This window comes from Halovulum dunhuangense (assembly GCF_013093415.1).
Lineage (GTDB): Bacteria > Pseudomonadota > Alphaproteobacteria > Rhodobacterales > Rhodobacteraceae > Halovulum > Halovulum dunhuangense.
The window spans coordinates 253,156-273,390 of the sequence record NZ_JABFBC010000001.1; the positions used below are offsets into that span (position 1 = coordinate 253,156).

General features: G+C 66.1%; 17 protein-coding genes and 1 tRNA gene. 9 read left to right on the forward strand and 9 right to left on the reverse strand.

The features are described from left to right. Positions 1-13 precede the first annotated feature (13 nt). Together HMH01_RS01210 and HMH01_RS01215 are read left to right on the forward strand one after the other, a co-directional pair. Positions 14-1,585 (forward strand): GMC family oxidoreductase, encoded by a 1,572-nt coding sequence (locus HMH01_RS01210; RefSeq protein ID WP_171321695.1) that lies wholly within the window; start codon positions 14-16, stop codon positions 1,583-1,585. A gap of 220 nt (positions 1,586-1,805) precedes the next feature. Beyond that, the gene (locus HMH01_RS01215; protein ID WP_171321697.1) at positions 1,806-2,738 is read left to right on the forward strand and encodes a LysR family transcriptional regulator; all 933 of its coding nucleotides are present in this window, start codon (positions 1,806-1,808) and stop codon (positions 2,736-2,738) included. On the opposite strand, the gene HMH01_RS01220 is transcribed toward HMH01_RS01215, so the two are convergent. The 6 genes from HMH01_RS01220 to HMH01_RS01245 all read right to left on the reverse strand — a co-directional run bounded on the left by HMH01_RS01220 (position 2,730) and on the right by HMH01_RS01245 (position 10,896). After that, entirely contained in the window at positions 2,730-4,061 is a 1,332-nt protein-coding gene (locus HMH01_RS01220; protein ID WP_171321699.1) for a lyase family protein, read from the reverse strand. The genes HMH01_RS01215 and HMH01_RS01220 overlap by 9 nt on opposite strands. A gap of 11 nt (positions 4,062-4,072) precedes the next feature. Continuing rightward, positions 4,073-5,893, reverse strand: a complete 1,821-nt coding sequence (locus tag HMH01_RS01225) for an ABC transporter ATP-binding protein (protein ID WP_171321701.1) — start codon at positions 5,891-5,893, stop codon at positions 4,073-4,075. After that, entirely contained in the window at positions 5,893-6,768 is an 876-nt protein-coding gene (locus HMH01_RS01230; RefSeq protein ID WP_171325126.1) for an ABC transporter permease, read from the reverse strand. Before HMH01_RS01230 ends, HMH01_RS01225 begins: the two co-directional genes overlap by 1 nt. Before the next feature lie 29 nt (positions 6,769-6,797). After that, positions 6,798-7,721, reverse strand: a complete 924-nt coding sequence (locus tag HMH01_RS01235; protein ID WP_171321703.1) for an ABC transporter permease — start codon at positions 7,719-7,721, stop codon at positions 6,798-6,800. Positions 7,722-7,803: 82 nt separating this feature from the next. Next, positions 7,804-9,336, reverse strand: coding sequence for an ABC transporter substrate-binding protein (locus HMH01_RS01240; RefSeq protein ID WP_171321705.1), 1,533 nt, complete (start codon positions 9,334-9,336; stop codon positions 7,804-7,806). 216 nt (positions 9,337-9,552) lie between these two features. Beyond that, the gene (locus tag HMH01_RS01245) at positions 9,553-10,896 is read right to left on the reverse strand and encodes an amidase family protein (RefSeq protein WP_171321707.1); all 1,344 of its coding nucleotides are present in this window, start codon (positions 10,894-10,896) and stop codon (positions 9,553-9,555) included. A gap of 380 nt (positions 10,897-11,276) precedes the next feature. Between HMH01_RS01245 and HMH01_RS01250 the strand changes: the two genes are divergently transcribed. Genes HMH01_RS01250 through HMH01_RS01260 form a run of 3 tightly spaced genes read left to right on the forward strand, consistent with a single transcriptional unit; the run spans position 11,277 to position 14,191 of the window. Then, positions 11,277-12,179: a tripartite tricarboxylate transporter substrate-binding protein gene (locus HMH01_RS01250; protein ID WP_171321709.1), complete on the forward strand. Its 903-nt coding sequence runs from the start codon at positions 11,277-11,279 to the stop codon at positions 12,177-12,179. Positions 12,180-12,237: 58 nt separating this feature from the next. Continuing rightward, entirely contained in the window at positions 12,238-12,681 is a 444-nt protein-coding gene (locus tag HMH01_RS01255) for a tripartite tricarboxylate transporter TctB family protein (RefSeq protein ID WP_171321711.1), read from the forward strand. A gap of 40 nt (positions 12,682-12,721) precedes the next feature. Continuing rightward, on the forward strand, positions 12,722-14,191 hold the full coding sequence (locus HMH01_RS01260; protein WP_171321713.1) for a tripartite tricarboxylate transporter permease: 1,470 nt from the start codon (positions 12,722-12,724) through the stop codon (positions 14,189-14,191). On the opposite strand, the gene HMH01_RS01265 is transcribed toward HMH01_RS01260, so the two are convergent. Further along, positions 14,171-15,046 carry a polysaccharide deacetylase family protein gene (locus HMH01_RS01265; RefSeq protein ID WP_171321715.1) on the reverse strand — a complete coding sequence of 292 codons (876 nt, stop codon included), beginning with the start codon at positions 15,044-15,046 and terminating at the stop codon, positions 14,171-14,173. The two genes, HMH01_RS01260 and HMH01_RS01265, sit on opposite strands and share 21 nt — an antisense overlap. Before the next feature lie 275 nt (positions 15,047-15,321). Here HMH01_RS01265 and HMH01_RS01270 point away from each other — a divergent pair, with 275 nt between their 5' ends. Genes HMH01_RS01270 through HMH01_RS01285 form a run of 4 tightly spaced genes read left to right on the forward strand, consistent with a single transcriptional unit; the run spans position 15,322 to position 19,052 of the window. Next, positions 15,322-16,320: a TRAP transporter substrate-binding protein gene (locus tag HMH01_RS01270; RefSeq protein WP_171321717.1), complete on the forward strand. Its 999-nt coding sequence runs from the start codon at positions 15,322-15,324 to the stop codon at positions 16,318-16,320. A 14-nt stretch (positions 16,321-16,334) separates the two neighbouring features. Next, positions 16,335-16,850 carry a TRAP transporter small permease gene (locus HMH01_RS01275; protein WP_171321719.1) on the forward strand — a complete coding sequence of 172 codons (516 nt, stop codon included), beginning with the start codon at positions 16,335-16,337 and terminating at the stop codon, positions 16,848-16,850. After that, positions 16,847-18,127: a TRAP transporter large permease gene (locus tag HMH01_RS01280; protein WP_171321721.1), complete on the forward strand. Its 1,281-nt coding sequence runs from the start codon at positions 16,847-16,849 to the stop codon at positions 18,125-18,127. Before HMH01_RS01275 ends, HMH01_RS01280 begins: the two co-directional genes overlap by 4 nt. 10 nt (positions 18,128-18,137) lie before the next feature. Continuing rightward, positions 18,138-19,052 carry a LysR family transcriptional regulator gene (locus tag HMH01_RS01285; RefSeq protein ID WP_171321723.1) on the forward strand — a complete coding sequence of 305 codons (915 nt, stop codon included), beginning with the start codon at positions 18,138-18,140 and terminating at the stop codon, positions 19,050-19,052. 213 nt (positions 19,053-19,265) lie between these two features. Here the strand turns inward: HMH01_RS01285 and HMH01_RS01290 are convergent. Continuing rightward, positions 19,266-19,342, reverse strand: a tRNA-Arg gene (locus HMH01_RS01290). Positions 19,343-19,395: 53 nt separating this feature from the next. Beyond that, the gene (locus HMH01_RS01295; RefSeq protein ID WP_171321725.1) at positions 19,396-20,046 is read right to left on the reverse strand and encodes a sugar transferase; all 651 of its coding nucleotides are present in this window, start codon (positions 20,044-20,046) and stop codon (positions 19,396-19,398) included. Positions 20,047-20,235: the final 189 nt, after the last annotated feature.

Sequence of the window (20,235 nt, forward strand, 5' to 3'; positions counted from 1 at the left end):
GAGGGAAATAGCTATGGCTGCACCATTTGATCTGAACGACGACAGCGTCGTCGTCATCATCGGAACCGGCGCCGGCGGCGGTGTGCTGGCGAACGAACTCGCCCAGAAGGGCGTCAGCGTCGTCGCGCTGGAGGCTGGCGGGCGCTACCTGCCCGAGGACTACGTCAACGACGAGTGGGAAAGCTTCGGCCAGCTGGCCTGGACCGACCCGCGCACGACCTCGGGCGACTGGCGCGTGGCAAAGGACTTCTCGGGTCTGCCGGCCTGGATCGTCAAGGCGGTCGGCGGCACCACGACGCACTGGGCCGGCGCGTCGATCCGCTTCCAGGAACATGAGTGGAAGGCCAGGACCAACTATGGCGACGTGCAGGGCGCAAGCCTTCTGGACTGGCCGATCGACGCCGCCGAGATGGACCCGTGGTACGACCTGGCCGAGAAGAAGCTGGGTGTGACCCGCACCAACGGCCATGCCGGTCTGCCGGGCAACAACAACTACAAGGTGTTCGAGAAGGGCGCCCTGGCGCTGGGCTACAAGGAAGTTCACACCGGCCGGATGGCGATCAACTCCGACTGGAACGACGACCGCTCTCCGTGCCAGCAGACCGGGTTCTGCTTTCAGGGCTGCAAATGGGGCGCCAAGTGGTCGGCCGCCTACACCGACATCCCCAGGGGCGAGGCGACCGGAAACCTGGAAGTGCGCGAGCGCGCCCATGTGGCCCGGATCCTGCACGACGACGCGGGCAGGGTGACGGGCGTCGAGTATTTCGACCGCGACGGCAATCTCCAGTTCCAGCGCGCACGCATCGTCTGCGTGGCCGGCAACTCCTTCGAAAGCCCGCGCCTGCTGCTGAATTCGGCGTCGTCGATGTTCCCCGACGGGCTGGCGAATTCCTCTGGCCAGGTCGGTCGCAACTACATGCGGCACCTGACCGGGTCGGTCTACGGCGTCTTCGACAAGCCGGTGCGCATGTGGCGCGGCACGACGATGGCCGGGATCGTGCAGGACGAGTCGCGCCACGATCCGTCGCGCGGCTTCGTCGGCGGATACGAGCTGGAGACGCTGGCGCTTGGCCTGCCCTTCATGGCCGCCTTCCTCGATCCGGGATCGTGGGGCCGCGAGTTCACCACCGCGCTCGACAGCTACGAGCGGATGGCCGGCATGTGGATCGTGGGCGAGGACATGCCGCAGGAGACGAACCGCGTCACCCTGAACCACGGCGTCAAGGACCAGTTCGGCCTGCCGGTGGCGAACGTGCATTACGACGATCACCCCAACGACGTCGCGATGCGAAAGCATGCCTACGCGCGGGGTCAGGCGATCTATGACGCGGTGGGTGCGACCCGCACGATGCCGACCCCGCCCTACCCGTCGACGCACAACCTGGGCACCAACCGGATGTCCGAGAACCCGCGCGACGGCGTCGTGAACCGCTGGGGCCAGACCCATGACATCGCGAACCTGTTCGTCTCGGACGGCTCGCAGTTCACGACCGGTGCAGCAGAGAACCCGACGCTGACAATCGTGGCGCTGGCGATCCGCCAGGCGGATCACATCGCCCGCGAGATGTCGGCCGGGAACCTCTGATCTGTTCCTCCCCCAACCGGTCGGAACAGGGACGGCGCCTTCGGGCGCCGTCCTTCCATTTCGGGGGTGCGCGGAAACCACCCGGGCCGGCCAGGTCCGATCGACCCGATGATGCGCGCAGACTGGTTTCCCGAACGGTCAACCGATAGTCTTTCGCAGGACCGGGGTTTCGAGAGCGACCGGCCCCGGCCCCATCGAGACACCCACGGATGACCCGCCCATGAACCTGCGCGCGCTGCAACTCTTCCGCGAGATCGTGCACTCGGGCGCGCTGAACGAGGCGGCGCGGCGGATGAACACCTCGACCTCGGCCGCCAGTCGCCTGATCGTCAACCTCGAGGAGGAGCTGGGCCTGCGGCTCTTTTCGCGCACGCATCGGCGGCTGGAACTGACGGATGACGGCGAGCTGTTCTTCCGCGCCATCATGCACACACTGGACGGGCTGGACGAGATCCCCGTGCTTGCCGCCGATATCGGCAGGCGCACGCGGGAATGGCTGTCGATCGTCACGGCAGCGCCGCTGGCCAACGGGCTGGTGAGCCCTGCGCTTGCCCGGCTTGCGGACGAGGGATGCGAGTTCCAGTGCAGCGTGAGCGTGGAGACCCGCTTCGACATAGAAAGCAAGGTCGCGGCGCGCAGCTACAATCTGGGCCTTATCTCCCTGCCGGTGGAGAATGCGAGCATTGCGCTCGACACGGTGCCGATCCTGAAGGCGCGCACCGGCGTGATGCTGCCGCGCGGCCATCGCCTTGCCGGGAAGGACAGCATTTCGCTGGCCGATCTTGCCAGCGAGCCGCTGATCGGCCTGCGTCCCGGCCAGCGCTGGCGCGACCGGGCAGACGACCTGCTGGGCGATGCAGGTCTGCGCCCGAAATACTGGATCGAGACGAACGCAACCCCCATCGTGCTGAGCATGGTGCGCAACGGGCTGGGGATGTCGGTGATCGACCGGGTCTGCGCCGGCATCCTGCCAGAGAACGACCCGGCCGTGTTCCGCCCGCTGGAGGAGGCGCACTGGATCACATATGTCAGCCTGCACCCCAAGGGGATGCGGCTACAGCTGTCCGAGCGGTTTCTCGACGCGCTCGCCGCCTCGGTCGAGGATCGCTGCGCCGCCGATCCCGCGCTCGCCCGCGACCTCGTGCTACTCTGAGCCGCGCAGCCGGTCCGCCAGCGCGCGCCCCAGCTCGGCCCCCTGCCGTGCGATGCGGGCGCTTTCCCCAAGATAGGTAACCGGGTCGAGCGCGTCGCGCGCCTCGTCGAGGGTGAGCCGCCCCTTCAGTTGTGGAAGCGCCACGACACGCTGCGCGATGGTCTCGCGGCTGATATCGGGCTCGGCCACGATGTCGTGCAGGGTGTCGTGGGCGGCCAGATGGCCCAGCTCGGGCGCGATCTTCATCATCAGCCGCTCCGAGGCGGCGTGCGCCTTCGAGGCGACCAGGTTGGCCGCCATCCGCTCGGGGCTGGGTGCGATGTTGGCGCAAAGATGCTCGAACCGGCGGGAAAGCGTCCAGGCCAGCGGGCAGGCCCGGTCGAGGGTGCGCGCGACAAGGTGGTTGGCCGCCGCATCGCCCTCGTTCACCGACAGCGCCCCCTCCATCGCAGGCGCCGCCGCCGCGCGAAGGTCGGCCGCCATGGCGATGACATGCACGACCAGCTTGGGGTTCACCTTGTGCGGCATGGTCGAGGATCCGACCACACCCGCATCGAGTGTTTCGGCCACCTCTTCGATTTCCTCGCCCATCAGGACGTAAAGCTCGCCCGCGATCCGTTCCAGCGTAGTGGCCCAGAGCGCCAGCTGCACGACGTAGTCGGCGAAGATGTCGTTGACGGCCCGGCCGGGGACAAGCAGTTCGCGCATGCCCAGCCGCGCGGCCATCAGCCGATTGATCTCCTCCCCGCGCCCCTCGAAGGCGTGCATCGCCCCGACGGCGCCACCGAAGGGCAGCACGAAGACCCGCCGCTCCATCCCGAGCAGGCGATCGACGGCGCGGTCCAGTTCCTCGATCCAGCCGGCCACCTTGAAGCCGAAGCTGATCGGCAGCGCGTGGCGCCGGTTTGTCCGTCCGATCATCGGCGTTTCGGCATGGCTGTCGGCCAGGTCGGAAAGGCGGGCCACCGCGCCAGCTACATGGGCGCAGATTTCCCGGTGCGCGCGCCGCATCAGCAGAAGGCGCCCGGCCTGCATCACGTTCTGCGTGGTGGCGCCCCAGTGGAACCATGCCCCCGCAGGCCCCGCACGATCCGCGACGACCCGCGTCAGCGCATGGATCGGGGCGCGGGTGCGCGCGGCCTCGTGCTCCAGCGCGGCAAGACCCAGCGTGTCCACATCGGCCACGGCGGCGATTCCTTCCGCCGCCCAGGCGGGGATCATGCCCAGCTCGGCCTGCACCTCTGCCAGCGCGATTTCCACGTCGAGCCAGGATTGCCACAGCATCCGGGGCGAAAACAGCGTCTCCGGCGTGATGTCGTTCATCCGATCGCCCCTCATGCCGACACCATGCCCGGCGCGGGCCGCGTCTCGAAACGCGGCGCCGCATCCAGCAGCGCGCGTGTATAGGGGGCCTCCGGCTGGGTCAGGACCCGCGCGGCCGGCCCCTCCTCGACCAGGCGGCCCTGAAGTAGAACCGCGACCCGGTTGGCAAGCTGGTGCACCACCGCCATGTCATGGGTGATGATCAGCGTGGTCAGCCCGAAATCGGCCTGCAGATCCACCAGAAGGTTCAGGATCTGCGCCTGCACCGACACGTCCAGCGCCGATGTCGGCTCGTCGCAGATCAGCACCTCGGGGTTGTTGATCATGGCCCGGGCGATCGCCACGCGCTGGCGCTGGCCACCCGACAGGTGCAGCGGATAGCTGTGCAGAAGCCGCGCGGGCATCCGGACCAGGTCCATCATCTCTCGCGCGCGCCTGAGCGCCTCGGAAGCATCCTCGCCGCGCAGGCGCAGGGGTCGCGCGATGATCTCGGCCACGGTACGACGCGGATTGAGCGAGGAATAGGGATCCTGAAAGATCGGCTGCACCAGGCGCGCCCGCGCGGTGTCGCTCAGCCCTTCGATCGGTTGGCCCTGCAACCGCACCTCGCCCGCGGTGGCAGGGATCAGGCCCAGCAGGATGCGTGCGAGCGTCGATTTGCCCGACCCGCTTTCCCCCACCAGGGCGAGGGTCTCGCCGCGCCGAACGGTCAGTGACACGTCATCGACCGCGCGGATTTCCTTCTTCGTTCCGAAAATCCCGGATCTGAGCTGGTAGAGCTTGGTCACGCCCCGCGCCTCTATCATCAGATCGGCATGGCTGGTGTCGGCGGCCGCAGGCAGGGGTTCTGCGGGCGCAGCGGCCAGCTTTCCCGGCCCAGGCAGGACGCAGCGCGCCCAGTGATCGCCATCGGCCTGCACGGGCGGTCGCGCCTGCGTGCAGTCCGGGCGCACCTCGGCGCAGCGGGGGGCAAAGACGCAGGCGGTTGGCGGGGCCATCTGCGAGGCGACGGTTCCCGGGATCGCCGCCAGCCGCTGGCGCGGGCCGTCGATGGTCGGAATCGCCCGCAGGAGCGCCGCGCTGTAGGGGTGGCGGGCGTTTCGCAGCACGTCCGAGGCGCGCCCGGCCTCGAGGATCTCGCCGCCATACATCACCGCCACGCGGTCGGTGGCGTGCGACACCACCGCCAGGTCATGCGAGATCAGGATCATCGCCATGCCCGTTTCGCGCCGAAGATCGGCGAGCAGATCCATGATCTGCGCCTGCACCGTGACATCCAGCGCCGTTGTCGGCTCGTCCGCGATCAGCAGATCCGGCTCCAGCATCAGCGCCATCGCGATCATCACGCGCTGGCGCTGGCCGCCCGACATCTGGTGCGGATACTGGCCCATGCGTGCTGCGGGATCCGGGATGCCCACCCGGTCAAGCAGCCGGATGGCCCGGTCGCGCGCGGCCTGCGCGTCCATCCGGCCCAGCCGGATCGCCGCCTCGGTCATCTGCCGGCCGATCGTGTAGACCGGGTTGAGCGAGGTCATCGGCTCCTGGAAGATCATGCCGATGCGGTTGCCCTGGATGGTGTCGGCGAACTGCCGGTCGGACATGGACATCAGGTCGCGCCCGTCCATGCGCATCGCATCGGCCTCCACCCGGGCCCCGCGTGGCAGAAGGCGCATCAGCGCAAGCGCGGTCATCGACTTGCCGGACCCGCTTTCGCCCACGATGCCCAGCGCCTCGCCCCGGTCGAGCGTGAAGGAAAGCCCGTGCACCGCGTGCAGCCAGCCCGTGGGGACCGGAAGACGGACGCTCAGTTTCTCGATCTCGATCAACGGCATCAGCCCCTCTCCTCCGGCGATGTGATGTCGCGCAGGCCGTCGCCCATCAGGTTCGCGCCGATGACGAGCACGAACAGCAGGATGCCGGGCAGCACGACCAGCCAGGGGCGATAGAAGATCGCCTCCTTGCCCTCGGCGATCATCAGACCCCAGCTGGGTGTCGGCGCCTGGATGCCGACCCCGAGAAAGCTGAGCGAGGCTTCCGCCAGGATCGCGATGCCAAGCTCGAAGGTGAAGATGACGATGATCTTGGAACTCAGGTTCGGAAGGATCTCGTGCCAGATGATCTGACGCGCGGTCGCCCCCGAGGCCCGCGAGGCGGCGATGAAGTCGAGGCTGCGGATATGCTGCGTCGCCGAGCGCGTGACGACCAGGTAATAGGTCCAGTGCAGCGCACCGATGATGCAGACCACGACGATGACCGACGGGCCGATGAAGAACACAAGCGCCATCGCCAGCAGCAGGCCCGGAAGCGCAAGCTGCGCGGTCAGGACGAAGCTGACGGCGTGGTCCACCCAGCCGCCGAAATAGCCGGCCAGCACGCCCAGTGTGACCCCGATGATCAACCCGATGGTCGCCGCGCCAAGCCCGATGGTGATCGAGACCCGGGTGCCATAGATCAGGCGGCTGAGATAATCGCGCCCGACCTGGTCGGTGCCAAGCGGATAGGTCCAGTTCCCGCCCTCGACCCAGACCGGCGGCAGCAGACGCGCCGACAGCGACTGCTGGTAGGGGTCATGCGGCGCAAGGAGGGGCGCGAATATCGCAACCAGCACAAGCAGCAGCAGGATGCCCGCGCCGATCTGGAAGCCGCGATGCCTGAGCGCCCGTGCGCGGGCAAGCTGGCCGGGGCTGGGCGGCAGCGGCTCTTCCATCGAGGCGGTTATTTCGGGTGACGAGGTGCTCACGGTTTTCCGATCCTTATTCTCGGGTCGAGGGCCGCGTTCAGCAGGTCGGCCAGCAGGTTCATGCCGACGAAAACCAGGGCGAAGAGAAAGATCAGCATCTGCACGGTGGGAATGTCCGCCCCGAGGATGGACTGGAGCGCCAGGCGTCCGAGCCCGTTTATCGCGAATATGCTTTCGGTGATGACAGAGCCGCCGACCTTCTGGCCAAGCTGGACCGCCAGCACCGATACCACCGGCAGAAGCGCGTTGCGCAGCGCGTGGCGCATGAGAAGCGCGCCGCCGTTGTAGCCCTTGGATCGCGCGGTACGGATGTAGTCCGAGCCCATCACCTCGATCAGGCCGGTGCGCATGAGCCGCATCACCGGCGGCACCGACGATGCGCCAAGCACGAAGGCCGGCAGCACGAAATGGCGCCATGTCGTGTCGCCAGAGACGGGAAAGATCGGAAGCATCACCGCGAAGAGGATGATCAGGATCAGGCCCAGCCAGAAGTTCGGCACCGCCTGGGCCGACACCGCCAGCCACAGCGCGAAGCGGTCGATCCAGGTGTTCCGGTTGAGCGCGGCAAGCGCCCCCAGCGGAATGGCGATGAAGATGGTGACGAACAGCGCCGAGAAGGCCAGCGTCAGGGTCGTGCCGACGCGTTCCGCCACGAGTTCCGCCACCGGCTTGTTCCAGTAATAGCTGACGCCGAAATCGCCGCGCAGCACACCTGTCAGCCATTCGACGTAACGGACCCAGAGCGGCCGGTCCAGGCCGTAGCGGATGCGGATCTGCTCCACCACCTCCGGGTCGGCCTCTTCGCCGGCGATGGCATAGGCCGGGTCGGTCGCGATGTTGAGCAGCAGGAAGGCGGCAAGCGAAACGGTGAAGGCCACCGCCAGCGCCAGCGCAGCCCGTTGCAGGGCATAGTTCAGCATGGGTCAGCCTTCCGTCATCGAGAAGAGGCGCGAACCGGGTCGAAGACGGGGCGGATGGCCGCCCCGTCCGGATCCGGGGACATCACTTCCAGCGGGCGTTCTGCAGACGCGGGACGCCGTCATTGTCGAGCGGGAAATCCAGCTCGGTCCGCACCAGGTAATCGGCCGAGTAGCTGACCAGCGGCACCCAGTAGGCCTGTTCGGCGATGCGGGTGATGGCCTGCTTGTAAAGCTCGAACCGGGCATCCTGGTCGGCGGTCTGCTCGGCCGCGAGCACCCATTCCACCACCTCTTCGTCGCCCGAGAGATGCCGGTCGCTCGTGTCCGAGAAATGCACCCGCGCGATCAGGGCGGTATCGGCCACCCCGCTTGAGCCCCAGGTGCCGATATAGGCGGGGATCTCGCGGTTGGCCCGCGCCTGGTTCAGCGTCTCGAGCTGGACATAGCGCAGGTTGATGTCGATGCCCACGGCCTCCAGGTCGGCCATCACCGCCTCGGAGACGGGGCGCTCGCGATAGGCCCAGAGATCCAGTTCGAAACCGTCGGGATAGCCTGCCTCGGCCAGCAGGGCGCGCGCCCGCTCCGGGTCGTACTCGTAGCGCGGCACGTCCTGCACGCAGCCGAACTGGACCGGGTGGCAGGCGCTGTAGATCGGCTCGGACGCACCGCCGCCCATCAGGAACTCGGCGATCTCGGGCTTGTTCACCGCATGGTTCATCGCCTGGCGGACCCGCAGGTCGGTCAGTGGCCCGTCGGGCTGCGCAAGGCCGGCCGCGTCGAGCACGATGAAGGACACCCGCAGGTCGGGCCCGGCCAGATGCTCGATGTCGGGATGCGCGTCAAGACTGCGCGCCACGTCGAGGGGCACGTTGAACATCCAGTCGATGCCGCCCGACATCAGCTCGGCCTGCTGGGTGCCCATGTCCGGCAGGTTCCGCACGACGATGTTGCCGATATCCGGCGCATCGCCGTAATAGTCGTCGAAACGTTCGAGCACGACTTCCACGCCCGGCTGGAAGCTTGCGACCCGGTAGGGCCCGGCGCCGACGAGTTGCGTCGCCATGGCGTTGCGGTCCACCTCGGTGCCCTGGTGGTAGGCGCCATCCTTGCGCAGCATCACGCGCTGCGCCATGTCGCGGATGATCAGCGGGTTGATCGCGCGCAGATGGAAGCGCACGCTATGGTCGCCGGTGACCTCGGCCCGCTCCAGCCAGCGGCTGATCAGCGCCTGGGCATGGGACTCGGAGTTCTCGTCGATCACCCAGTTGTAGGTGTAGGCGACATCGGCCGCGGTCAGCGGCGTGCCGTCATGGAAGCGCACGTCGTCGCGCAGCTGCACGTCGATCGTCATGTCGTCCACGAATTCGTAGGACGTCGCCACGCCCGGTTCGATCGCCTGCGTCTCCGGGTTCATGGTGAACAGGGTCGCGTCGGTCATCTGGGCGAGGATTATGTATTCCCGCCGCGTGGTGTAGAGATAGTCGAGATTGAGGATCTCGCCCGCAAGGGCGGCCCGCAGGGTGTCGTCCTGGGGTCCGGCCGCAGCGGGCGCCGCATAGGCCAGGCCCGCCGCCAGCATGATCGGACCGAGGGACCGGCAGAATGTGTTTCGCATGATCGTCCTCCCATTTTTTTCTCAGGGGATGCTACACGCGACCGTCCACGTCAAATATCGCAATTAATCGTATATCTGTTGTCCAAATCGGGACGGACAGGCGCCACTCTGCCAGAGCGGCGTCCGTCGGCTTCGTTCCTTCTGCTGATTGCGCGCGCGCCGCCCCCTGTTTCCGGAGGGCGGCGCGCATCGGGAAGTCGGGGCGGCTGACCTGCGCTACGCGTCGGGCGCGAGGCTCTTTTCGAGCCATGCAGCCTTTTGCCCAAGCGCGTGGTCCTGGCCCTGGAAGCCGGCGAGTTGCAGGCCGAACGGCATGCCGTCCACCTTCATCAGCGGAAGGTTGAAGGCCGGGAACCCGATGAACGACCAGTAGAGCAGGAATGTCCGCGCGCCCGTGTATTCAAACCCCTCCGGAGCAGGCCCCGAGGCGGACGGCAGGATGACCGCATCATAGTTGCGCGACAATTCCATCACGCGGTTCCGAAGGTCTTCACGCTCGGCCCGCATGGCGCGGTACTCGTCGAGGCTGACCTCTTTCCCCAGCGCGACCAGTTCGTGGATCCTCGGGCCCATGGCCTCTGGCGCCACATCCACATAGCTGCGATAGGGCCAGCGCATGTCGAAGGCCACCATCCGGATCGAAATCTCGACGATGCGGTCAAGACGGCGCACGAGTTCCGCGAGGTAGGGGTCGCCGTCAGGCTCGCAGACGGCAATTCCCAGTCCACGCAGATCGCCGAGCAGTGTGTCGAAGGCCTGAGCGCTTTGCCGATCCAGGTCGCTGAAGGCCGTGGTCCGGGCAACCGCAAGACGAACGGGCTTGACCGGCATAAGGGTGCAAGCGGCGTCACCGCCAAGACCGTTGGTATCCTGGCCAGGGGCGATTTCGCCGACCCATCGCGACAGGGCCCAGACGCTTTGCACCGACTGCCCGATCACGCCGAGATGGTCGTGGGATCTCGAAAGCGGGTGGACACCGTCGGTGCTGAGGGCGCCGAGCGTCGGCTTGAAACCGACCACGCCGTTGAAGGAGGACGGCCGGATGATGGAGCCCTGCGTCTGGGTTCCGAATGCCGCGACGAACATCCCCGCCGCGGTGCCGGCGGCAGACCCGGAAGAAGAGCCGCCCGGCGTGTGACCCGTATTGTGCGGATTGACCGTGGGACCGGACCGTCCGATCGCGAACTCGGTCGTCACCGTCTTTCCGAGGATGACACCGCCACCCTCGCGGACTGCGCGGACACAGGCGGCATCGGACCGGCTCTGATGGCCGCTGAACATGTCGTTGTTCATCTGGGTGGGCATGTCGATGGTGTCGATGATGTCCTTCACCCCGACCGGCATGCCATCGATCGGAGAGAGGGCCTTGCCAGAGGCGTATCGGGCGGTCGACAGATCGGCGGCCTTTCTTGCGCCCTCGACGTCGAGATGCGCGAAAGCCTTCACGGTCGCCTCTGATCGCTGGATATTCTCGAGGCACTGCTCGAGCAGGTTGCGTGGTGTATCGGTGCCCTCGAGGAACGCCTGACGCATGGTCGCGAAATCCGGCAGCGCCGCCACATGTGATGATGCAGACATCATTCCTCCAGCAAAATTGGTCAAACCCGCACAAACGTTGTGCATGCATCTCTGAGTTGTTGATGAATTATTGTCAACACTTGACAATCATACAATCAGGAATCCACAGTGATTCCGTGAACACCGGGTTCACATGCCTGTAAAATCGGCAGCTTACGCCAGCATTGCTGGTGTTGACGGCAGCGCTGTAACGGTACGGCTGTCGACAGTTCTGTTATGGCCAACAAGGGAGCCGCATGATGAAGATCCAGCACAGGGGAAGAAGAGAGTTTCTCCGCAACTCAATGGCCGCAGGTGTGGCGGCGACCGGGCTGACGTCGCTGAGCACGCGGGCTTTTGCCAACACCTTCCCCAGCCGGCAGATGACTGCCGTCATTCCCTTCGCACCCGGCGGCGGCACGGACCGGTCGGTTCGTCTGGTAACCCCGACATGGGGTCGTCTGCTCGGGGCGAGCGAGGATTTCCTTCTCGATCACAAGCCGGGTGCGGGTAGCCTGATCGCCCAGAACCTCATGGCGAACGCCCCGCATGACGCCCATACAGTGGTGTTCACGCCGGCCCCCCACACCGCCTGGCTGGCCGAGCTGGAGCAGGCGTCCTTCAGCGTCGACCAGGTGGCCTGGGTCGGCTCCTATTTCGTCGATCCCAACGTGCTGCTGGTGCCCAAGGATTCGCCCTACGACACGATCGAGCAGTTCCTCGATGCCGCCGCAAGCTCGGACCGGCCGTTCACCGCATCGGTGTCGAGCCCGCTTTCGGCGGCGCACGCCGCGACCGTCGCACTGCGCGAGCGTGCCGGCGTGCCGCTCGAAGTCGTGCCCTTCGATGGCGGCGGGCCGGCCCGGAACGCGGTGGCCGGCGGCCATGTCGATTGCTGCATGGCGCCCTACTGGTCGGCCACGAACGTGCTCGAACTGACCAAGGCGCTTGCCATCTTCTGGCCCGAGGATCCGACCCAGGGGCTTTGGGATGCGCCGCCGGCAAACGAGGTGCTTCCGTTCGACATGCCCTACCTGTCCGAGCCCTATTGCGCCCAGATCTCGGCACAGAGCGCCGCGGATCACCCCGACCGGCACGCCCGTCTCGTGGAAACGCTCGAGGCCACCCTCAGCGATCCGGAATTCCTGGCGGGGGCCGATGCGCAGAACCTGACGCCGTTCGTGCAATTCATGGACCCGGGTGAATGCAACCAGTTCATCACCGAGTACCTGGCGCTTCTGGCCGAGTTCCGCGCCTCGATGGAACGCGACCTCGAGAACATGTGACAGCCGGCTGCGGGGCCTTCGGGCCCCGCATTCGTCCCAAGGGAGTGGAGTGATCCTGATGCAGGCAAGACTGGGCGAAATGATCGTGCCGCTTCTGGTGCTGATCGGCTGTGTTCTCTTCTGGTGGCACATCCAGGAAGCACGTTCGGTCGCGCAGCGGGTTCCCAACCTGGTTCTCGTCTTTACCCTGGCCTTGACGTTGCTCGTTGGCGTCAGGATCTTCGTTCTCGGCAAGGGGGGTAAGGACGGCGCCGCCATCGACCTGAAGGATGGTACCCTTCACAAGCGGGTCGCGTTCCTCGGGTTGTGCCTGGTCTACTACCTTACATTCCAGCCCCTCGGCTTCACCTTGTCCAACCTGCTGTTCCTGCTGCTGGCCTACCGCCTTGCAGGGCTCGGCTGGCGCCAGACCGGCTTTGCCGCGCTGGTCTCGACCATCGTGTTCCACGGGTTGGCGCTTCTCATGGATTTCAACGTGCCCAAGGGCGTGTTCGGGATCTGATCGGAATATTCGGGGCACCAAGATGTATGACGTTTCGGCAATGATCGAAGGTCTGGCGGCGCTGTTTGCCGCGCAGACCCTGCTTTTCCTGATGCTGGGCTTCGCCCTAGGTTTCATCGTCGGAGCGATACCGGGCTTCAACGATGCGAACGTCATGGCGATCCTGCTGCCGTTCACGCTGCTTCTGGAACCGACCGTGGCCATCGTTTCCATGGCGGCGATCTATGCCGGCGCCCAGGCCGCCGGGTCCATCCCGGCCATCCTGATGAACATTCCCGGGACGCCCGGAAACGCCGCATCGACCCTGGAGGGCTACCCGATGTCGAGGGCCGGTCGCTCGGGCTATGCGCTCGGCCTCTCGTTCGGCGCCTCCACGGTCGGCGCGCTTGTCGGCGCGCTTCTCGCCCTTCTGCTTGCGCCCATCCTCGGGATGTTCGCGCTGAGCTTCGGGCCGGCCGAGATGTTCATGATCGCCGTCCTCGGCCTGACGGTGGTAAGCACGCTCTCGTCGGAAAGCTTCGACAAGGGCCTGATGATCGCGGGCTTCGGCATCCTCGTCTCCTTCATCGGCGCGGATTCCATGTCCGGCTTTCCGCGCGCCACCTACGGCATCGCGGAACTCTATGACGGAATGCCGATCATCCCGGTCCTGCTGGGTCTCTTCGGCCTGTCCGAGCTCATTCTCCTGATCGGCAGGGCCCAGATCTCCGACCAGACCGAAAACCAGTCCCGCGGGATGTCCGAGATCTTCGAGGGACTCCGCGACTCGATGCGGCAGAAGCTCAACCTGATCCGCTCCAGCGGCCTCGGATATTTGGTGGGCGTCGTTCCTGGGGCCGGGGCCACGATCGGATCCTTCCTGGCCTATGGGCAGGCCAAGCAATGGTCCCGGACGCCCGAGCTGTTCGGAAAGGGCAGCCCCGAGGGGCTGGTTGCGACCGACTCGGCCAACAATGCGACGGCCGCCGGGGCGATAGTCCCGATGCTGACACTGGGCCTGCCGGGCAGCGCATCGACCCTGGTGATGCTTGCGGCCCTCGTGCTGCATGGCGTGCGTCCCGGCCCCGAGTTCTTCACGACCTTCCAGGTCGATGCCTACACGATCCTTTTCTCGTTGTTCCTGTCGGGGTTGCTGATCGGGACGCTGGGCGTGTTCCTTGCGCGCTATGCGCAGCGGGTCGTGTTCATACCCAACGCGATCCTGATCCCCACGGTCGCGGTGCTGATCTTCATCGGGGCCTTTGCCTGGCGCTTCATGGCCTTCGACATCCTCTTGATGGTCATTTTCGGCATCATCGGCGTTGCGCTGAAGACCTACCGCTACCCCGCGCCGGCCTTCATGCTGGCGATCATCCTCGGACCGCTGCTCGAGAGCAATTTCCTGCGGGCGACACGGATCGGCGGCGTCGAGTCGCTACTCGCAAGCCCGATCTCCAAAGTGATCTTCGCGATGATCGTGATCTCGGTCCTCGCTCCGACACTGATCCGGCTACTCGGCAAGAAGCGGTAAAGCGGCCCGGCAGTGATCCGCGATTTCCGACCGGGTCGTGATCCAGAGGGCATCGTCTGAGGCGCAGGCGCGGGCGATATCGTCGATGGCCCAGGCGGCGGCGGGGCGGCCATAGCAGTGTCCGTGGGCGAATATGTCGAGGATGATGGTTTCCGCCGGCTGGCGCTTGATCGCGTCCAGCGCCTCGGTCACCAGCGTGACGAACTGGCCGGGCGTCCGGCCGAAACGCATCGCATGCGGCAGGTCGTTGAACTCGACCGACATGGGGATCGCCAGGATCTCGGCATCGCCGAAACGCTGGATATAGGGCAGGTCATCGTCGATCACGTCACCATGCCAGAGATAGCCGGCCCGTGCGAAGTTGCGCTGGTTCCCGGCTGCAGAGGTGACGCGCGGACTGATCCAGCCCTTCGGCGTCTTGCCGGTCGCCGCCTCGATCAGCTCCGTCGTGCGCTGGATCGAGTGCTGTGCCTGGTCGGGCGAGAGCGTCGGGAACACGAGGTTCTGCCCAAGGCCATGGGCCACGATATCGTGCCCGGACTCTGCACTGGCCCTGACCGCGTCCGGAAACCGCCCGGCCACAAGCCCGGAGGTAAGCAGGCTGGCCGCGATCCCGTGACGCTCCATTATCCGGGTCAAGCGACGGATACCGGCGGTGGCGTTGTAGTGGCCGTAGCTGTCGGCATTCGGATCGAAGCATCCGTTGGCCAGCACGTTGCCCATCGGCCCGACGCCAGAAGTGGCGCCCGGCATCCACATTTCCCATGCCAGGTTGAAGACGACGGCGATACGCCTGCCGCCCGGCCACACCAGATCCCCGTAGAGCGGGACTCTCTCGACCTGTGTCTCGGGCATGTCGGTTCCTCTCTGGACTGCATTCCGGCCCGGGACCGGATGTCTTCGGTTGGGATCTGCCTTGGGGTCGTCAGTATCGCGTCGCGAAGCCTGAGGGAATTTCAATAACTTCAAAGCCACCTGCACCGGGTTCACGCTAAAAATGCAGCGCGTTCATTTGGTGCTGCGAGTTATGCACTAACTGCAGTTATGCTTCCCGCGCTAGGGTCATCCCGTATCAGCGCCCCCAGCCGGCCGGACCGGAGACGGGGCGATCAACAAAGGGAGGATATCACATGACAATCAGACGCGCGCAGGGCCTGGTCGGGGCGCTCACCGCCGCCACACTGCTTGCCGGCACCGCCGGCGCCGCAGAGTTCGAGTTCCGGCTTGCCTGGCTGACCGCCGACAGCCCGACCGACCCCTATGCCCTGACGGCCCACGCCTTCAAGGAAGAGATCGAGTCGGCACTTCCCGGCCGGGTCGAGGTCACGCTGTTCCCCAACCGCCAGCTTGGCGACGACAAGGAAATCCTTGAGGGGCTTCAGTTCGGCACCATCGACCTTGGCATCATCACCAATGCCGTGGTCGCGAACATCGAGCCGACCTACCAGCTTCTCGACCTGCCCTTCCTGTTCGGGAACGCCGACCAGGCGCATGACGTGCTCGACGGCCCGATCGGCGCGCAACTGGCCACGAACCTGCGCGACGACGGCATCGTGTCGCTGGGCGCGGCGGAAGGTGGCTTTCGCAACATGATCAACAACACGCGGCCCGTGCGCACACCCGAGGATGTCACTGGCGTCAAGTACCGGACCATGCAGAACCCCGTCTTCATCGAGATGTTCTCCTCGCTCGGCGGCAGCCCGATCCCGATGGCCTGGGGCGAGGTGTTCACCGCCATGCAGCAGGGCACCGTGGACGGGCTGGAGATCCCCACCTCGGTCGTGGAGGCGAACAATTTCGACGAGGTCACGAAGTATCTCAGCTTCACCCGCCACACCTATTCCGCCATCCACCTGCTGATGGCCGAACGCAGCTTCACCAACCTGCCCGAGGACGTGCAGCAGGCGGTGCTCGATGCGGGCGAGGCCGCCATCGCGCGCCAGCGCGAGGCGATCGCGGCGGTCGAGCAGGATGTCGTCGATGCCCTGACCGGGGCCGGCATGGAGGTCAACGAGATCGAGGACGTCACCGCCTTCCGCGCCCGTGTCGCCCCGGTCTACGAACAGTTCGAATCCTCGATCGGCAGCGACCTGATGAACGCCGCGCTCGACGCCGTCTCGACGAACTGAGCGGCAGGCGCGTGATGCTCCTTTCGAGGATCGCGGCCCTGATCGAGGCCACAAGCCGCATCGTCTCGCGGCTTGTGGCCGCCATCTGCGTGGCGCTGGTCTATGTCATGCTCGGGTTTCTGGCGGCCCAGGTGCTGATGCGGTACTTCCTGGGCGCCCCGCCCAGCTGGACCGAGGAACTCGCCATCATCCTCTTCGCCTGGCTCGTCCTGCTTTACGCGTCGGTGGGCCTGCGCGAAGGATTTCACGTCGCGATCCAGTCCATCCCCGCCGGCTGGACCATGCTGAACCGGCTGGCCGACCGGCTGGTTGCGTTGCTGGCGATGGTGTTCGGGGTCGTGTCCCTTACGGCGGGCATCGCCTATGTCGACCGCACGTCGGGGCAGAAGACAGCCGCCCTCCAGATACCGATCGAGGCGCTTTATCTCGCCGTTCCCGTCTGCGGCGCGCTGTTCATCCTCCATGCCCTCGCGCTGCTGATAGCGCCACCGCGCCCGCAGGAAACCCTGGAAGTGACCCTGGTACCATGAACATCACCATGCTCGTCCTGACGCTGGGCCTGCCGCTTCTGCTGCTTCTGCGCGTGCCGCTGGCGCTTGCCATCGGGCTTGCAACCATCGCGGCGCTGTGGACGGCCGATATCGACATGATGATCTTTGCCCAACGCATGGTGTCGGGCACGCAATCCTTCAGCCTGTTGGCGATCCCGTTCTTCATCCTGGCGGGCGACCTGATGACCGCGGGCGGGATCTCCCGCCGTCTCGTGGGCTTTGCCGATGTGCTGGTGCGGCATCGCACCGGCGGGCTTGGAATGGTCGCCGTTCTGGCAGCCGCCTTCTTCGCCGCGCTTTCGGGCTCGGCTCCGGCCACGACCGCGGCCATCGGCACCATCATGATCCCCGAAATGGAACGGCGCGGCTATTCCCGCGCCTTCGCTACCGCCCTTGCCGTCGCTGGCGGCATCATCGGTCCCATGCTGCCGCCCTCCATCCCCATGGTGGTCTGGGGGGTCATGTCGGAAACATCGATCAGCCAGCTCTTTCTCGCGGGCATCGTCCCCGGCCTGCTGCTGGCACTGGGCCTGATGGGGATCTGCTGGCTTCATGCGCGCCGCAACGGCATCGCGCCGCAACCGAAGGCCAGCCGCGCCGAGGTCTGGCAAGCCTTCAACGCAGCCAAATGGGCGCTTTGCGGCCCGATCGTCGTGCTGGGCGGCATATATGGCGGCATCGTCACGCCGACCGAAGCCGCGATCGTCGCCACGATCTTCGCCCTCGTGCTGGGCTTCGGGGTCTATCGCGAACTGACCCTGTCCAATATCGGCCCGGTCACGCGCACCGCGCTCAAGACCATGACCATCGTCATGTTCATCATCGCGCTCGCCAACGGCTTCGGCTGGATCATCGCCTTCGAGCGGATCCCCGGCCAGCTGACCGAGGCCATGTCGGGGCTTGCCGATACGCCGATCCTGTACCTGCTGATGATCAACCTCGTGCTGCTCGCCATCGGCTGCGTGATGGACAACCTGGCTGCCATGATCATCCTGGCGTCGTTCCTGGTGCCGATCGGCCAGCAACTGGGCATGGACCCGGTCCATTTCGGGGCGATGGTCGCGATCAACTTCACCATCGGCATGGCGACCCCGCCCTTCGGCTACACGATCTTCGTGGGGGCGGCGATCAGCGGGCTGCGCATCGGCCAGATCGCGCGGCCCCTGATGCCGATGCTGGGCGTGATGATCGGCGTGCTGCTGCTCGTGGCCTTTGTCCCGCAGGTCACGCTGACTGTCGTGGGCTGGCTGCGATGAGCGCCGCGCCATGGTGAACCTGCGAAACTTCGACCTGAACCTGCTGGTGATCTTTCGCGCGATCATGAGCCGCGGCTCCATCGCCGGGGCCGCCGAAGAGGTGGGGCTGTCGCCCTCGGCGGTCAGTCACGCGCTTGCGCGCCTGCGGGTCATGCTGAACGACGAGCTGTTCTTCCGCACGGCCGACGGCGTCTGCCCGACCGACCGCGCGCGCGAGCTGAACGCCGACATCGAAAGCGGCCTGGGCTTCATATCGACCGCCATCTCGCGCCAGCACCAGTTCGTCCCCGCCGAGGCCGAACGGGTCTTCACCATGCAGGTTGCGGATTACGTCTCGGGTTTCCTGCTGCCGCGCCTTGCACAACGTCTTCAGTCCGAGGCGCCGCGCGTCTCCATCGACATCCTGCCCTTCTCGGTCTCGTCCGAAAGCGTCTGGGACCGGGTGGACATGCAGGTTCGGCTGACCCCTGGGCGGCTGAAGCCCGAGGTCGTGCGCAGCCGGCGCCTGCTTGCGGACGAGATCGTGGTCCTGATGCGCCCCGGGCATCCCTGCGCCAACGAGCCGATGACCGCCGAACTTTACGCGGCACTGTCGCATGTGAAGCTGTCGCAGTCCGCAACCGGGACCACGGTGATCGACGACGTCCTCGCCGCGCGCGGCCTGAAGCGGCACATGGCGATGACGGTGGCGAACTGGTTCGAGATCCCGGACATCGTCGCGAACAGCGACCTCATCGCGATCGCCCCGCGGCGGCTGCTGTCGCTCGATGCGCGCGTCGCCGGACTGACCGCAGCCCCCCTGCCGCTCGAGGAAGTCGTCTTCTCCTTCGACCTGTGCTGGGATCTGCGGACCGAACGCGAGCCCGGCCAGAAATGGCTGCGCAAGGTCGTATCGGAAATCTTCCAGGAGGCCGGCGAGCCGTGACCTGCACCGCCCGGTCGCGAATTGCCACGGCCATTCTTGTCGTGAGAAGGCCCACGCGAACGCAAGGTGCGTGAACGCGAAGCCGCCGGGCCAGCCGCCCACCCGTGCCGTTCAGGGAACGAGGGGGCGACGCCCGGCAATTCGACATGTGGGGCATCATCGGTCACGGAAGATCCGGGATCGGCGGCGATATCGCTGGCCCAGGCGGGTGAGTGGCGACCCCGACAGGATTCGAACCTGTAACCTGTCCCTTAGGAGGGGACTGCTCTATCCAATTGAGCCACGGGGTCGGCGCGTCCCGTGGATACCGCGTGCGGACGTACTTGAAAAGCCTCGACCTCGTTCAACCTCCGCCGCCCAGAACGGCACGACCGGTGCGGACAAGGATCGCAAGGTCGGTGCGAAAACTGATGCGGCGCGCATAATCGGCGTCATGGGCTATCCGCTGGGTCAGCGTCAGCGCGTTGCGGCCTGCGACCTGCCAGGCGCCGGTGATCCCGGGCAACAGGGCCAGATACGCCTCGGCGTCGCGACCGTAGCGCGCCAGTTCGGCCCCTGTCACCGGACGCGGGCCGACCAGCGACATCTCGCCCCGCAGCACGTTCAGAAGCTGGGGCAACTCGTCGATGCTGGTCACGCGGAACAGGTGTCCCAACGGCGTCACGCGCGGGTCGTGGCGCAGCTTTCGGGTGGACTGCCATTCCGCCCGCGCCGCCGGGTCCGCAGCCAGGTGACGCGCGAGAATCGCATCGCCATCGACCCGCATGGTCCGCAGCTTCCAGCAGCGAAAGGCGCGGCCGCCGCGGCCGATCCGGACATGCCCGTAGAACGGAGCGCCCCCGCCCGCCGCGATGCAGGCCGCGGCAAGCGCGACCAGCGGCAATGCGAGCGGCAGAAGCGCCAGCGCAATGCAAAGATCGAGCAGACGCTTCAGACGCGTGGCGTAAAGCGGCGCCGGGGCGAGGGCGAGAACGGGATCCCAGGAAAGGGACATGGCACGACTCCGATCACTGGCACCAGAAAAAACGGTGCGGATCGGGAAAGGTTCGACTCAAATTCTAAACGAGTTGTAAGTTAGCGAAATTTTTAGAAACAAACCCGCAAGTAATACTTCCTTTACCATCGGGTGAGACGTTCGGATCGCCGCCATCGGAGCGCCCCCAATGCCTTGCCGAGTTCATCC

Excerpts from the sequence above, each read along its gene's own strand:
- HMH01_RS01215 (WP_171321697.1), top strand. The coding sequence starts at position 1,806 with ATGAACCTGCGCGCGCTGCAACTCTTCCGCGAGATCGTGCACTCGGGC.
- HMH01_RS01260 (WP_171321713.1), top strand. The coding sequence starts at position 12,722 with ATGATCGAAGGTCTGGCGGCGCTGTTTGCCGCGCAGACCCTGCTTTTC.
- HMH01_RS01275 (WP_171321719.1), top strand. The coding sequence starts at position 16,335 with ATGCTCCTTTCGAGGATCGCGGCCCTGATCGAGGCCACAAGCCGCATC.
- HMH01_RS01270 (WP_171321717.1), top strand. The coding sequence starts at position 15,322 with ATGACAATCAGACGCGCGCAGGGCCTGGTCGGGGCGCTCACCGCCGCC.
- HMH01_RS01210 (WP_171321695.1), top strand. The coding sequence starts at position 14 with ATGGCTGCACCATTTGATCTGAACGACGACAGCGTCGTCGTCATCATC.
- HMH01_RS01220 (WP_171321699.1), bottom strand. The coding sequence starts at position 4,061 with ATGAACGACATCACGCCGGAGACGCTGTTTTCGCCCCGGATGCTGTGG.
- HMH01_RS01225 (WP_171321701.1), bottom strand. The coding sequence starts at position 5,893 with ATGCCGTTGATCGAGATCGAGAAACTGAGCGTCCGTCTTCCGGTCCCC.
- HMH01_RS01280 (WP_171321721.1), top strand. The coding sequence starts at position 16,847 with ATGAACATCACCATGCTCGTCCTGACGCTGGGCCTGCCGCTTCTGCTG.
- HMH01_RS01230 (WP_171325126.1), bottom strand. The coding sequence starts at position 6,768 with ATGGAAGAGCCGCTGCCGCCCAGCCCCGGCCAGCTTGCCCGCGCACGG.
- HMH01_RS01285 (WP_171321723.1), top strand. The coding sequence starts at position 18,138 with ATGGTGAACCTGCGAAACTTCGACCTGAACCTGCTGGTGATCTTTCGC.
- HMH01_RS01240 (WP_171321705.1), bottom strand. The coding sequence starts at position 9,336 with ATGCGAAACACATTCTGCCGGTCCCTCGGTCCGATCATGCTGGCGGCG.
- HMH01_RS01295 (WP_171321725.1), bottom strand. The coding sequence starts at position 20,046 with ATGTCCCTTTCCTGGGATCCCGTTCTCGCCCTCGCCCCGGCGCCGCTT.
- HMH01_RS01250 (WP_171321709.1), top strand. The coding sequence starts at position 11,277 with ATGACTGCCGTCATTCCCTTCGCACCCGGCGGCGGCACGGACCGGTCG.
- HMH01_RS01265 (WP_171321715.1), bottom strand. The coding sequence starts at position 15,046 with ATGCCCGAGACACAGGTCGAGAGAGTCCCGCTCTACGGGGATCTGGTG.
- HMH01_RS01255 (WP_171321711.1), top strand. The coding sequence starts at position 12,238 with ATGCAGGCAAGACTGGGCGAAATGATCGTGCCGCTTCTGGTGCTGATC.
- HMH01_RS01235 (WP_171321703.1), bottom strand. The coding sequence starts at position 7,721 with ATGCTGAACTATGCCCTGCAACGGGCTGCGCTGGCGCTGGCGGTGGCC.